Origin of the sequence: Promicromonospora sp. NFX87 (genome assembly GCF_048564965.1) — a bacterium.
In the GTDB taxonomy this organism is placed as follows: domain Bacteria; phylum Actinomycetota; class Actinomycetes; order Actinomycetales; family Cellulomonadaceae; genus Promicromonospora.
Map to the genome: position 1 here is coordinate 3,826,408 of NZ_CP183413.1, position 12,420 is coordinate 3,838,827.

Sequence of the window (12,420 nt, forward strand, 5' to 3'; positions counted from 1 at the left end):
GGCTCGAGGAACCGTTGACGTGGTGATCGAACGATCCGATCTGGAACCTCGTGCGCACCCAGTTCCTCCGCGAGCGCGGTGACCTCTGTCTGGACTGTGCGCCGGCTGATCTCATGGGTCCGGGCGATCGCCTTTTCGGTCAGGCCGCCCCGACATCCTTCACCCGCTCATCTGCGCAGCCCGGGGCGTAAATTGTGTCTGGGTAACTCATTGAGTCAATTACGTGCACTTGATGTTAAGTATCGCGATCCCTACCGTTCTTGGCATGCACCTCACCATCCTCGCGGCCTCCGGCCGGACCGGAATCGCCCTCACCCGACAGGCCCTGCGGCGGGGTCACACCGTGACCGCCGTCGCCCGCGATCCCGAGCGGATCGATCTAACCGAGTCTCCGAACCTGCGTAAGGTCGCGGGCGATGTGAACGACACGGCAAGCATCGCCGCTGTCGTCGACCATGACTCCGTGCTCGTGTCCGCACTCGGCACGGACCGGGCCGGGACTCTGCTGGCCGGCGCCCGGGCGGTCGCCGCCGCCGGCCCCCTGCGGATCATCTGGCTGGGCGCCTACGGCACCGGCAGGTCAGCCGAGGTAGCGGGGCCCGGCGCGGCGATACTCGCCAAGGTCCTGGGCGACCGGCTCCCGGACAAGATCGAAGCCGACAACACGGTTCTCGCGGCCAGGGGCACCGTCTTCCACGCCGGGATGCTCGACGACGGAGCCGAGAGTCCCGGTCGGCGCACGGTCGGCCTCGACGCAGCACCTCCCTTCGACCTCGGTGCGAAGGTGAGCCGGGAGACCGTCGCCGCGGCGATGCTCGACGAGGCAGAGACACCCAGGTTTCCCGGTGCCGTAGCACTGCCGCTGGCGGAGCCGTCAGGGACCGGTGATCTCCTCGAGCGACGCCCGGACCTGCTCGCGGAGCCAGGCGTGGGCGGGGTCGGAGTCGTAGCGCTGGTGCCAGATGCTGTTGATCGTGGCCGCCGGGGCCTCGATCGGCAACGGCCGGGCAACAAGTCCGAACACCTCCATGAGCGGGCGGCCGAGGCTCGCCGTACAGGTGACCAGCATGTCGCCGCGGGCGGCGATCTGCAGGGCGGTGGACACCGTGGCCACCGCCGCGACGACACGGCGACGCAAGCCTTCGGCGGCCAGGGCGTCGTCGATCGGCGCGGCGAGACGGCCACGCCGTGAGATCACCACGTGCGGGTACGCCGCGTAGCCGGCCAGGTCGAGACCGGAGGCACAGGGGTGGCCCGCGCGCATCGCAACGACGAGCCGATCCTTGCCGAGCGGCTCGGACCGGAACTCGGGCAGACGAGGCGTGTCGCCACCCAGCTCGAGATCGACGCGGCCCTGTCGTAGGTCGTCGGTGTCGACGGGCTTCTCCGCGAGTATCCGCAGCTGCACCCCTGGAGCGTGCTGCTGGATGCGCCCGACCAGCACCGGTACCAGCGACGCGGCCAACGCGTCGTGGCACTGGATCGTGAACGTGCGCTCCAGCGCGGCGAGATCCAGCTCGCGGACCGGCGACAGCAGCTCGTGCGCCTGCCGGACCAGCCGGTGCACGTCCTCCCGGACCGACAGAGCGTACGGCGTGGGAACCATCGAGTGCCCCGTACGCACCAGGATGTCGTCCCCGGTGACAGCGCGAAGGCGGCCGAGGGTGCGACTGACCGCAGGTGAGGACAGGTGCAGCCGGTCGGCCGCGCCCATCACGCTGCCCTCTTCGAGCAGAGCGTCCAGCACTGTCAGCAGATTCAGGTCCCATCGCACGAGACCAGATCCTAGTTCCGCACCGATCAGCACCCGGAGGACCCCATGAGCGAAAAGCTGTCCGTCAAGAGCACAGAACGTCTTGAGGTGTCCCGCAGTGTGGCCGCACCGCCCGAGAAGGTGTTCGCGCTCCTGACAGAACCGCGGGGGCACGTCGCCATCGACAGCTCCGGCATGCTCCAGGCCGCCGACGGCAAGCTCGTCGAAGCAGTCGGAGACGAGTTCGTCGTCCACATGGACCGCGAGGCACTCAACGACGCGCCGATCGGCAAGTACGACGTCACCGTGCTCATCACCCGCTACGAGACGAACAGCCACCTGGAATGGACCGTCCTGTCCGCACGGACCGAAGTACCGGTCGGACACCGCTACGGCTACCGCCTCGAACCGCTCGGCACCGGAACCCTTGTCCGCTCCTACTACGACTGGAGCCAGATCGACCCGCGCTATCGCGGCAAGATCTCCTTCCCGACCGTCGGGGAGTCCGCGCTGCGCGCGACCCTCGGCATCCTGGCCCGCACCGTCGAGTGAGCCGATCCCGCTCGGACGTCGACCGCCCCCCTCGCATCCGTAGACAAGGACAACAATGACCACGCTCACCGCTCCCCGAGCCACCCCGGCTGCAAGGGCAAACCGAGCCCTCTGGCACATCCCGACCGCACTGCGCAAGAGCATCCTGGTCACGCACGTCGCGTCGGCGGGCGTCTGGCTCGGCATCGACATCGTCTCCGTCGCCCTGGTGGCGATCGGCTGGCTGCGCGCGGGCGGCGACCGCGCCGAGGTGTACCAGGCACTTGCGGACTTCTTCGTGGTTCCCCTGCTGGTCGCGGCTCTCGTCGCGGGAGTCGTCTGCCTCGCCACCGGTGTCGTTCTCGGCCTCGCGACCAAGTGGGGTCTCGTCCGCTACTGGTGGGTCGCCGTGAAGCTGGTCCTCAACGTCGTCGCCTGCGTGCTGCTGGTCGCGTTCCTCGGACCGATCACGGAGCTATCGACGGGCGAACAGCCGTTGCAGGACATCTGGTTCGTCGCGTTCCTTGCCACCACCGCCCTGGCCCTGCTGAGCTTCGCGATGGTGCTCTCGGTGTTCAAGCCGTGGGGCAGGGCCCGCAAGTAGCCGCCGCGGCCGAGGGCGCGGACGACGATGCGCCCGTCACCTCCTGGGGTGACGGGCGCATCGCCTTCAGACCGGCACTGCGCGTTGCGGCGAGACGCGCGATTCGCGGGTCTACCGGAAGGCGTCGATGTTACGGGCGACCCAGTCGGTAAAGTTACGCGGGGCACGGCCCAGTGCCAGCGCGGTGTCGGGCGAGGGCTCGCGCTCGTCGTCGGTCGGGGTACCGAGCGCGTCGAGGGTCTTGTCGACGACGGCGGGCGGCCAGATCCGCGACAGCTCGGCGAACGCCTGCTCGCGGGTCTGTTCGACGTACTCGACCGCCTCCCCGAGCGCGGCGCCGATCGCGGCGACCTGCTCGCGCGGCGTCACCGCGGTCGGGCCGTTCAGCGTGTAGGTCCGGCCGAGATGGGTGTCGCCCAGCAGAGCCGCCGCGGCCGCGGCGGCGATGTCGGCCGGGTCGATCGGCGGTAGCCCGACGTCGCCGAATGGTGCTCGGACCGTCCTGCTGGAACGGACCGAACCGGCCCATAGCAGCGCGTTGGAGGCGAAGCCTCCCGGACGCAGCACCGTCCACTCCGGGACGGCCTCGGTGACCGTCCGTTCCATGTCCGTCAGGACAGGGTCCCGCCTCGACTGCGCGCGCTGGGAGGACAGCAGGACGATGCGGCCGACGCCGGCGGCGCGCGCAGTCTCGACGATCCTCGCCACCGGCAGCGCCGGGTCGGGAACCATGAGGAACATCCGGTCCGCGCCCCGGATGGCGGGCTCCAGGCTGTCCGGGGCGGCGAGGCTCCCCGCGAAGTGCCGGGCGCCGTCCGGGACCTCGATCGGGTTGCGGGACACGGCGGTGACGGACTCTCCCGCAGCGGTGAGCGCATCGAGCAGCGGGCGCCCGATGTTGCCGGTGGATCCGGTGACTACGATCATGACAATTCCTTCCAGAGTCAGGTACGCGGCAGACTCTAGGAAAGGCACTTACTTCTCGAAAGGACGTACCTCGAAGTAAGGTCCTGACATGAGCACCGGAATCTTGGAAGGGCAGCCCGGGACGACCAGGCATCGTGACCCGTTTCACACCGACTGTTCGGCACGGCAGCTGCTCGACCATGTGACGAGTCGCTGGGGTGTCTGGGTCCTGCTCAGGCTCCAGGAGCAGCCGCTGCGCTTCTACGAGCTACGCAACCACATCGAGGGCATCAGCGAGAAGATGCTGTCCCAGACGCTCCGGAACCTGGCGAAGGACGGCCTGGTCTGGCGCAAGGTCGAGCCGACCTCGCCGCCCCAGGTCACCTACGGCCTGACGCCCCTCGGCAGCGGGCTTCGCGGCCACCTCGCCACCATGCTCGACTGGATCGAGGACCACACCGAACCGCCCGCGTGAGACGGGAACGCGCGCGCCTTAGCCCGCTTGGGCAGCCGATACATCCGGCCGTCGAGAAGCAGATACCCGGTCCCCTCGTTGTCCTGCGCGCTCGTCCACACCAGGCCACGGCCCGGCCGTCGACATCGATTCCCACCCCCTCTCCGTCAAGCGTTCTCGTCCTCGATCCCGGCGTGCGCGCAGTACGACGTACCGACCTGCAGACCCGGATGCACCGCTTGACCTGCTCCCCTGGACACCTGTCCCCCAAGGCCTGAGCCGGGGCCGTCAGTTCGCGCCAACCCCAGTAAATTGCACCCGGGTAACCCACCCCTTCACCAACATGCACTTGATGCAAGTTCGCTTTCCCTCCTAACGTTGGCGCCGCCACCCGTCCCCGTCGTGCTGGAGGCCAGAATGAGTACTGCGCTCACATCAGATCCTGTGTCAGCCGTGATCGAGAAGCTGTACGTCGACGCAGAGGCGTCGAAGGCGGTATTCCGGGCGCGCCTCGCCGATCTGTCGCCGCAGGAGCTGGAGGCATGGCGTGGGAACACGCTGGACTATCGCGCGCTCTACGCGAAGGCGAAGGACATCCACCTCGCGGTGTCCCGCCGAACTGCAACGCTGCTGTACATCCTCGCGCGCACGCGGGGAGCTCGGTCGATCGTCGAGTTCGGGACGTCGTTCGGGATATCGACCCTCCACCTGGGTGCCGCCCTCCGGGACAACGGCGGGGGCCGACTGATCGGCACGGAGTTCGAGCCGGGGAAGGTGGCCGCCGCGCGTGCGAGCATCGCGGAGGCCCATCTGTCCGACATCGTCGAGATCCGCGAGGGCGACGCCGTCGAGACGTTGGCGCGGGACCTGCCCGACAGTATCGATCTCGTGTTCCTCGACGGAGCCGGCAGTCTCTACCTCAAGATCGCCCGGCTGCTCGAGCCCCGCCTGGACGCCGGATCGCTGCTCGTGGCGGACAACGCCCATGGCGCTCCGGACTACCTCGACCACGTCCGCAGCTCAGGTCGCTTCATGTCCCTCGATCTCGACAAGGACGTCGAGATCTCGGTCGCGACGCACTCGATGGCCGAGGTCCTCTGATGGACTGGCTACAGCTCGCCGAGTCGTTGATCAGCTCACCGTGGCTCTATCTCGTCCTGATCGGGATCTCCGTGCTGGACGCGTTCCTACCCGTGGTGCCGAGCGAACCGGTGATCGTCCTGGCCGGCGTCTACGCCGCGCTCGGTGAGACGAATCTGGCCCTCGTCGTCGCCAGCGTCACACTCGGGGTATTTCTCGGCGATATGTTCCCGTACCTCGTCGGGAGGTTGTTCGGCCCCCGCCTGCTGAAGCGGCTGCCCGAGGGCACGAAGCGCAGGACGGCCCACGACTGGGTCGCTCGCCAGCTGGAGGCCCGTGGGGGCTTCTTCCTGGTCTCGACGCGGTTCCTGCCCCTCCGATTCCTGCCGACGCTCAGCGCGGGTCTGGTTCGGTACCCGATCGTCACGTACATGGGCTACACGGCCGTCGCCGCGCTCGCGTGGAGCAGCTACCGCACGCTTGCCGGCTATGTCGGCGGCTCTCTCTTCCAGGACAACGAACTGCTGGCCATCGGTGTCGGGATCGGCCTGGCACTCATGCTGAGCGGCCTGATCGAAATCGTCCACCGGATCCGCGCTCGTCGCGCATCCACCATCGAGGCCACCTAGTCAGGACCTGGACACCACCGCCTCGACGTACCTCGCCAGCGCGGGCAATGGTCCACAGGACTCGCGCATGCAGCAACGCAAGCAAGTGCACACCTTGCCTCTTGCCCGTCCGTCCGGGATCGGTTCTTGGCATGATTTCCGTGTGACAACACTTGGCGCTCTCCTCGACGACTTCCTGTTCAGGTCCACCTCCGAGGCAGACCGTGATCGTAAGTTCGAGGGCCTCGTGAGGGAATTCCTCAGGACCGACACCTTATGGTCGGCGGAGTTCGACGAGGTATGGACGTGGGAGCAGTGGCCGGACGGCGAGGGCGACAAGGCCTGGGTCGATCTGGTCGCCCGCAAGCAGGAAACCGGCGACCTGTCGGCAGTCCGGTGCGTATTCCACGACCCGGATTCACCGCTGCCGAAAAAAGACATCGAGAAATTTCTCTCGGCGTCGGGCAAAGCACCGTTCACCGGACGGCTCGTGGTCGCAACGACCGACACCTGGGACAGCGACGCCGAGACCGCAATCTCGGACCAAGATGTCCCGGTCAGAAAAATCGGCCTGACCGACCTACTGAGCTCATCTGTCGACTGGACCGAGTTCAAGCCCGACAGCCTGGTATCCACCAGCTGAACTCAAGCGTTGAACGTGAGTGCCCGCTCACCGCTCGACCCCAGGCATCACCCCGCGCCCAAAACGCGCGAATTGCCCCAATTGCCGCTAACGTGGAACGTGCTCCAGAGCCCTGCCGAAAAGGTCGCCCTCGGGCAGTTTCGCCGTGCCGCGATCACGCCGTCGACCCTTGAAGGACCCCTCTGGTGACCCTCATGCCACTGTCCGCCATTGACCACGAGCTCGGAGCGCTGAGCTGCCCAGGCTCCAGCCGGTATCCCGGATCCCCTGCACGGTCGGATCCCGGTGAGTACAGCACGGTCCTGGATCACGCACCGCTTCCCCCGGCACAGAACGCTCCCGGAGTGAGCGTGTTGCGCGGGGCCGCCGTCGACGTCGGAGACCGCTGGGCATTCTTCGACGACCTCGCCACAGCCGCGGTCTTCGCCCGTACTGGGTGCATGTCGAACATGATGCCGTCATGGGACTTGTTCGAGGCTGCGGAGATCCGCGCCTACTGCCCGGCGCATGCCCGCGACGAACTGGCGCTGCTGCTCGGCCGCCAGGTCTACGAACGGACAGAGATGTACCAGCTGATCAACCGTTTCGCGGTGACCGCGGCCGCTGATGCCATAGCGCTGAGCTGAACCGGCCGACTCCCATGGCTCAGACGGAGTCGGCAAGCCAGTCGGGCGGATCGGCCTGGGCACGCTCGACCAGCTCCCTGCGGTCTCGGACCTGCACCAGCTCGTAGATCTGACGGAAGCGGTTGGCCACCGACCGCACGGAGAGGTAGACCACGTCGGCGACCTGCGCGCTGGTCGCGCCCTGCACGGCCAGCCGAACAAGGGCGCGCTCGTCATCACTCAGGCGTTCCCAGCCCGGCCGGCTACGGGTGTACCCAGCGAGCAGTGCGTCGACGGCCGCCCGCCAACCGGGCACCCCGGCGAGGCTCGCGAGATATCGCGCCTCGCGCAGGACTCGCCGGGACGCCTCACGGTCGCCGTGTACCAGCAGCAGGTGCTGCCCGTAGATGGTCAGCGACCGCAGCCGCAACCATGGCGGTACCGGCGATCGCAGAGCGGGAAGCCATTCCTCAAGGTCGGCCGGGGCCTTCGCGCCACGCAGGACGGCCAGCATCCGCGCATGCGCCGCGGCGGCGGGGACGTCGGTCCGCTCCTCGACCGGTACGGCCGGTTCGATCAGGCGCTGCACCCGCGGCTTGAGCACGCCGTCGGCAGCCAGGGCGGCCTCGACCAGGTCTGCCCGGGCCTGCGCCCGGCCCCAGTATGACCAAGCGCAGCGTTCGAGCCCGGTGCCCAGAAACTCGGCAGCCTGCACTGGCTGCCCGACGGCAAGATGTGCCACTCCGAGGCTCACGGCGAACTCCCCCGCCGCCCGCACCGACCAGGCGTCGGTCGAGGGCAGGCGATCGGTCGGCACCTGCCCGTCCAGCAACGCCGCCGTCACTGCGCGCAGCCCCAGCACCGGCAACCAGTTGTCGATACCGGGCCGCAGCTGCGCGGCGTGCGACAGATGCTCGTCCGCAGTCGCCGGGCGGCCTTCGGCGAGCGCGACACTCGCGCCCGCGAGGTCTCTGGCCACGATCTCCGCGACCGACCGACCCGAAGTCCCACCGATCGGGTCCTCCAGGAGCTTCCGTGCCTCGAACGGCTCGCCCAGCAGCAGGCGGCTCCGCACCCGGATACAGAGCCCGACCCAGTGCGGGTCGGGCGCCAGGTCGATCAGAGCGAGGTCGCGGCGAAGACCGACGGGGTCTATCAGAATGCCGGTGCACTCCAGGACGATCAGGGCCACGACGACGCGGGCACCGGCAGCACGCGTCGCGTCGTCCACGGCGGCGGGTTCTCGCCACCAGATCTGGTCGGTCCACGCGGTGCTCATCTGTCTCAGGAAGCGCTCGCCGGCCCTCCCGGTCATCAGCGTGGTCCCGGTCAGGAGCGCGACGCCGACCACGCCCGCCGTGACCCGCGGCGTGACCATGGCTGCTGAGATGCCCGCCAGGTCCTCGAGATGAAGCGCGTCCAGTGCCGCTTCTACCGCCCCGGGAAGATCGACCTCGTCGTCCGCGATGCTCGTCTCGGCGGAATCTTCCGAGCCGCCGTCCATCTCCCGGCACAGCACCGCGAGCAGGGGGTGCTCGGTGGCTCGCGCAAGTGCGGAGAGCTCGGGCACATCGAGGCCGTCCAGCAGCACCCGATAGGCCCGCCGCGCAGCGCGACCCACACGACCCGGCCCGGCCCACTCGGTGCTGCCGCGCAGCTGAGCGGGACTGAGACCACCGCTGAGCTCGAGTGCAATGCGAGGATTACCCGAGCTCCACCAGCGCAGTCGCGCCACGACGTCCTTCGCGACCGGCATTCGAAGCCCCTCTTCCAGGACCGCACGCAGTGACGCGTCGTCCAGCGGCCCGAGGGCGAGAACCTGGATGTCGTCCGGCAACCGATCCTGCGGGACGTGCCGGACCGCGACGATCACACGCCAACCACACTCGTACGCCAGGTCGGCCAGTCGCTGCAACCATCCGACACGGTCAGGTGTGAGCACTTCGACGTCATCGACAAACAAGACACGACGAGTGTCCTGCCGCGCGGTCGAAAGATCCGTTTCGAGGGCCTCCAGCAGCCCCTCCGGGTCAAGCTCGAACTGCTCGCCGGCTGACACCACCCAGCTCGACAGATCGAGCCACGGCCCGCCGGCCAGCACCTGCGCGTACGGCCGGGACGAACAGGAGCGCACCAGCCGCACTACCGACTCCTGGACACCACTACCGCGCATAGCGGCAAGCACTGTCGAGGTCTTTCCTGTGCCGCTCAGGCCGCTCACCACAAGTGTCGTCGAGTCCAGGTCTGTTGCGAACACACCGATCGCCCGGCATTCACGGTCGCGCCCGTGGACGCCGATGTCCAGCGCGCCGCTGCCTTTGCCAGCCGATTCATTTGCAACACCCTCCGAGGACACCGGTGTGGAAGGAACGTCCTGCTGAGCCACGACGGCCCCTTTCCGCGGATACCTGACTTTCGGGTGTGTTCCAGAAGGAAGAGTACGTAGCGCATGAAATTCCCGCATGACAAGAGGCGAGACGAATTCCTGGGCGGCGCGCGGCCTCGATGCGAGACCACTGTCTGGTATGCACGAAGGAGGACGCCTATCCCCTGCTCCAAGTCACTGAAGGAATCCGGCGTGCCGGAGGTGCGCACGCTCGTCCTCTTCGGCAAGCCACGAAGACACCCTTGGTGACCCACTACGAAAGATCGGCGCCCGCGACGATGCACCGACAAACGACGTCCGACCGAACGGCGTTGGGTTAGCGCACCGAATCCGGTGGCCCTGGAGCAGGAACGCCGAGGCGCTCACGGAGCCGAAGACCGGCGACGAAGCGCGTGGGCGCGTCCAGCACGCTGAGAACGGCAGCGATGTCCCCCCCGCACGGTCCGAACGCTCACGCCGAGCTTGCCGGCGATCTGCTCGTCCGAGGAACTGGTGAGCATGAGCGTCACGATGCGGCGCTGCCGCAGGGACACCTCGACCAGCGCCGCCGTCTCCGCGTTGCATGGGTAACTCGTGGCCGCCACGGCATCCCAGTAACCACGGGCTGCCGCCAGGCACGCGGCGTCACCCGCCGGGAGTACTGCGAAGTCGTGGACCACACGCCGCTCCCCCCGCCCGGAGCACTCCCGTGACGAACTGACGCTGCTGCTAGGGACGAGCGGAGATGTACCAGCTGATCACCTGCTTCGCGGTGTCCGCCGCCGATGACGCTACGGCACTGAGCTGAGCGTCGGCTCCTGTCGCAGGCCTCAGACGGAGTTGGCAAGCCAGTCGGGCGGATCAGCCTGGGCACGCTCGACCAGCATCCGCACATGTGGGCGGTGGCGGGCACGTCGGTCCGCTCGCCGACCGGTACAGCCGGTTCGATCAGGTGCTGCACCCGCGACTTGAGCATCCCATCGGCCGCCAGGGCGGCCTCGACCAGGTGGGCGTACGCCTACGCCCGGCCGTCCAACGACCGTCCGTCGAGGTTCCCGGTGCGCTCGGCACCTGGACGACCAGCCTGTCCCTCTCCAGCGCGGTAAGTGCCACGCGCAGCTCGTCCGTGCCAAGTCCCGACGTCTGAGCGATCGCTGTCTCGTCAACTTCGTTCCGCCCCACCAGGCGCGGTCCGGACGGTCAAGGATTTCACTCGATGTTCATCGCCGATATGCCCGGTCTCCGTACGGTTGCCGGGTATCGACCGGAACACACCTGTGAGGTCCTGCCCGAGTACGCAGACACTCCGAGCACTCCGACCAAACACGATGTCGAGGAGCAGGTATGCGCAAAACAAAGGTCGCCGTCGTCGTGTCCGCCGCGGCTGCGACCCTGGTGATGGCGCTCGCGAGTCCGAGCGCCGCATCGGGGACATCATCAGATCCCAGGGTTCCGGTCGGCTATCTCGCCGATCCCACCGACCCCGCGGTCACGTCGCTGGCCGCCGAGTTCGACATCTCGATCGAGGAGGCCCAGGCCCGCATCGGTTGGCAGGAAGCCGCGATCGAACTCCACGACAGGCTCGCGGTCGAGGATGCCGAGCACTTCGGTGGCCTCTGGATCGACCAGGCCGAGGGCGGCCAGGTCAAGATCGGCGTCGTCGGTTCGACATCCGAGACACAAGAAGCGGTCGACGCCGCCGGGATCAGCGAAGCCACGACAATCGTCCCGGTCCAGAACACCTGGGCCCAGCTCACCGAGGACCTCGCGGAGCTCGAGGACGCAACCAAGCAGATCAGTTACCTGTCCGGCCAGGCCGGTCCGGTCGCCGGCATCGCGACAAGGCCATCAGAGAACCGGAACGTTCTCTACGCTCCCGACACGGTGCTCGCTGTCCGTTCGGCTTCGACGGTCGTCCAGTCCCTGCAGGAATCCCTCGGGTCCCGCTTGACCGTGGACTCAAGCATCGACGCGACCACGATCCACAACGAGGCCTGCATGCTGAGCCCGCGCACCTGCGATGCGCCCCTGCGCGGCGGGATCAACTTCCATACGGTGAACACCTCGGGCGGTGACTGCTCGACGGCGTTCAACGCTCGCAGCGTCAGCGACGGCAACTGGTACATGATGACCGCCGGCCACTGCGGGTACGTCGACCACGTCTTCGACGTCTACCAGCCGAAGACCGGCATGTACCACCGGGTCGGGCACATGCACAACCGGAACGACAGCAACAATGACGACTGGGGCATCGTGACGATCAACAACGTCAGCGGCTGGGCACCCCGCAACTGGGTCAGGGTCTACGACTCCGCTGACACCGTTCCGAACGAGTCCTACACGATCACTGCAACGGAGACGAGCCCCGTAGGAACCAGGGTCTGCCTCTCGGGAAGGACGACAGGCACGTCGTGCGGCGACGTCGTCGAGCTCAATCTCGGCGGAACGGGCGGCTGGGCGCGTGCGCACTACTGCCATGGCCCGGGGGACAGCGGCGGCGCCATCTACTCCAACCACAAGGCGCGCGGTATCCACACCGGGGTCTGGGGCAAACCGGTCGAGGACGACCAGTGCCACCGAGCCATCTTCCAAGGAGTCGCCGAAGTGGAGAGGGAGGCCAACGTCCGCGTCCACACCGGCTAACTCCTAGCGGCCGCGGTCATTGCCCGACCGCGGCCGCGAGCCGCTCGATGAACTCCCGCTCAGCCCGCGAGAGCTTGGCCTCCTGCTGAAGAACCCACCATCCCTGGACCCTGTGGCCTTCGCGACATGCTCGGCAATCCCGACGAGCCACTGGCCGTAGGCGTCGACGTCTGGCATGTCGGCACGCGGACGGAGCGCCGCGACCGAAGCACCGGTGAGCTCCACGGC

General features: G+C 67.8%; 11 protein-coding genes and 1 pseudogene. 9 read left to right on the forward strand and 3 right to left on the reverse strand.

Annotation, left to right across the window (positions count from 1 at the left end):
- Positions 1-265: 265 nt before the first annotated feature.
- Positions 266-820: pseudogene (locus tag ACNYC2_RS17145) on the forward strand (NAD(P)-dependent oxidoreductase); the annotation flags it as partial.
- Positions 821-874: 54 nt separating this feature from the next.
- Here the strand turns inward: ACNYC2_RS17145 and ACNYC2_RS17150 are convergent.
- A complete protein-coding gene (locus ACNYC2_RS17150) occupies positions 875-1,774 on the reverse strand; it encodes a LysR family transcriptional regulator (RefSeq protein WP_419702948.1) in 900 nt (299 codons plus the stop codon).
- 45 nt (positions 1,775-1,819) lie between these two features.
- Here ACNYC2_RS17150 and ACNYC2_RS17155 point away from each other — a divergent pair, with 45 nt between their 5' ends.
- Both ACNYC2_RS17155 and ACNYC2_RS17160 read left to right on the forward strand, forming a co-directional pair.
- Positions 1,820-2,305: an SRPBCC family protein gene (locus tag ACNYC2_RS17155; protein ID WP_419702949.1), complete on the forward strand. Its 486-nt coding sequence runs from the start codon at positions 1,820-1,822 to the stop codon at positions 2,303-2,305.
- Positions 2,306-2,360: 55 nt separating this feature from the next.
- Positions 2,361-2,888, forward strand: a complete 528-nt coding sequence (locus ACNYC2_RS17160) for a hypothetical protein (protein WP_419702950.1) — start codon at positions 2,361-2,363, stop codon at positions 2,886-2,888.
- 111 nt (positions 2,889-2,999) lie between these two features.
- Here the strand turns inward: ACNYC2_RS17160 and ACNYC2_RS17165 are convergent, their stop codons facing one another.
- A complete protein-coding gene (locus ACNYC2_RS17165; protein WP_419702951.1) occupies positions 3,000-3,815 on the reverse strand; it encodes an NAD(P)H-binding protein in 816 nt (271 codons plus the stop codon).
- Between the two features lie 88 nt (positions 3,816-3,903).
- Between ACNYC2_RS17165 and ACNYC2_RS17170 the strand changes: the two genes are divergently transcribed.
- The 5 genes from ACNYC2_RS17170 (at position 3,904) to ACNYC2_RS17190 (ending at position 7,205) form a co-directional block, all read left to right on the forward strand.
- Positions 3,904-4,269 carry a winged helix-turn-helix transcriptional regulator gene (locus tag ACNYC2_RS17170; protein WP_419702952.1) on the forward strand — a complete coding sequence of 122 codons (366 nt, stop codon included), beginning with the start codon at positions 3,904-3,906 and terminating at the stop codon, positions 4,267-4,269.
- Positions 4,270-4,701: 432 nt separating this feature from the next.
- Positions 4,702-5,349 (forward strand): O-methyltransferase, encoded by a 648-nt coding sequence (locus ACNYC2_RS17175; RefSeq protein WP_419702953.1) that lies wholly within the window; start codon positions 4,702-4,704, stop codon positions 5,347-5,349.
- Positions 5,349-5,957 carry a DedA family protein gene (locus ACNYC2_RS17180; RefSeq protein WP_419702954.1) on the forward strand — a complete coding sequence of 203 codons (609 nt, stop codon included), beginning with the start codon at positions 5,349-5,351 and terminating at the stop codon, positions 5,955-5,957. The genes ACNYC2_RS17175 and ACNYC2_RS17180 overlap by 1 nt, the downstream gene beginning before the upstream one ends.
- A 67-nt stretch (positions 5,958-6,024) precedes the next feature.
- A complete protein-coding gene (locus tag ACNYC2_RS17185; protein WP_419702955.1) occupies positions 6,025-6,579 on the forward strand; it encodes a hypothetical protein in 555 nt (184 codons plus the stop codon).
- 344 nt (positions 6,580-6,923) lie between these two features.
- Positions 6,924-7,205 carry a hypothetical protein gene (locus tag ACNYC2_RS17190; RefSeq protein ID WP_419702956.1) on the forward strand — a complete coding sequence of 94 codons (282 nt, stop codon included), beginning with the start codon at positions 6,924-6,926 and terminating at the stop codon, positions 7,203-7,205.
- 19 nt (positions 7,206-7,224) lie between these two features.
- Here ACNYC2_RS17190 and ACNYC2_RS17195 read toward each other — a convergent pair whose 3' ends face one another.
- Positions 7,225-9,570: an AAA family ATPase gene (locus ACNYC2_RS17195; RefSeq protein ID WP_419702957.1), complete on the reverse strand. Its 2,346-nt coding sequence runs from the start codon at positions 9,568-9,570 to the stop codon at positions 7,225-7,227.
- Positions 9,571-10,893: 1,323 nt separating this feature from the next.
- Here ACNYC2_RS17195 and ACNYC2_RS17200 point away from each other — a divergent pair.
- Positions 10,894-12,192: a S1 family peptidase gene (locus ACNYC2_RS17200; RefSeq protein ID WP_419702958.1), complete on the forward strand. Its 1,299-nt coding sequence runs from the start codon at positions 10,894-10,896 to the stop codon at positions 12,190-12,192.
- The last annotated feature ends 228 nt before the right edge of the window (positions 12,193-12,420 follow it).

Coding starts and splice junctions, on each gene's coding strand:
- ACNYC2_RS17160 (WP_419702950.1), top strand. CDS start 2,361: ATGACCACGCTCACCGCTCCCCGAGCCACCCCGGCTGCAAGGGCAAAC.
- ACNYC2_RS17155 (WP_419702949.1), top strand. CDS start 1,820: ATGAGCGAAAAGCTGTCCGTCAAGAGCACAGAACGTCTTGAGGTGTCC.
- ACNYC2_RS17165 (WP_419702951.1), bottom strand. CDS start 3,815: ATGATCGTAGTCACCGGATCCACCGGCAACATCGGGCGCCCGCTGCTC.
- ACNYC2_RS17185 (WP_419702955.1), top strand. CDS start 6,025: ATGCAGCAACGCAAGCAAGTGCACACCTTGCCTCTTGCCCGTCCGTCC.
- ACNYC2_RS17200 (WP_419702958.1), top strand. CDS start 10,894: ATGCGCAAAACAAAGGTCGCCGTCGTCGTGTCCGCCGCGGCTGCGACC.
- ACNYC2_RS17180 (WP_419702954.1), top strand. CDS start 5,349: ATGGACTGGCTACAGCTCGCCGAGTCGTTGATCAGCTCACCGTGGCTC.
- ACNYC2_RS17170 (WP_419702952.1), top strand. CDS start 3,904: ATGAGCACCGGAATCTTGGAAGGGCAGCCCGGGACGACCAGGCATCGT.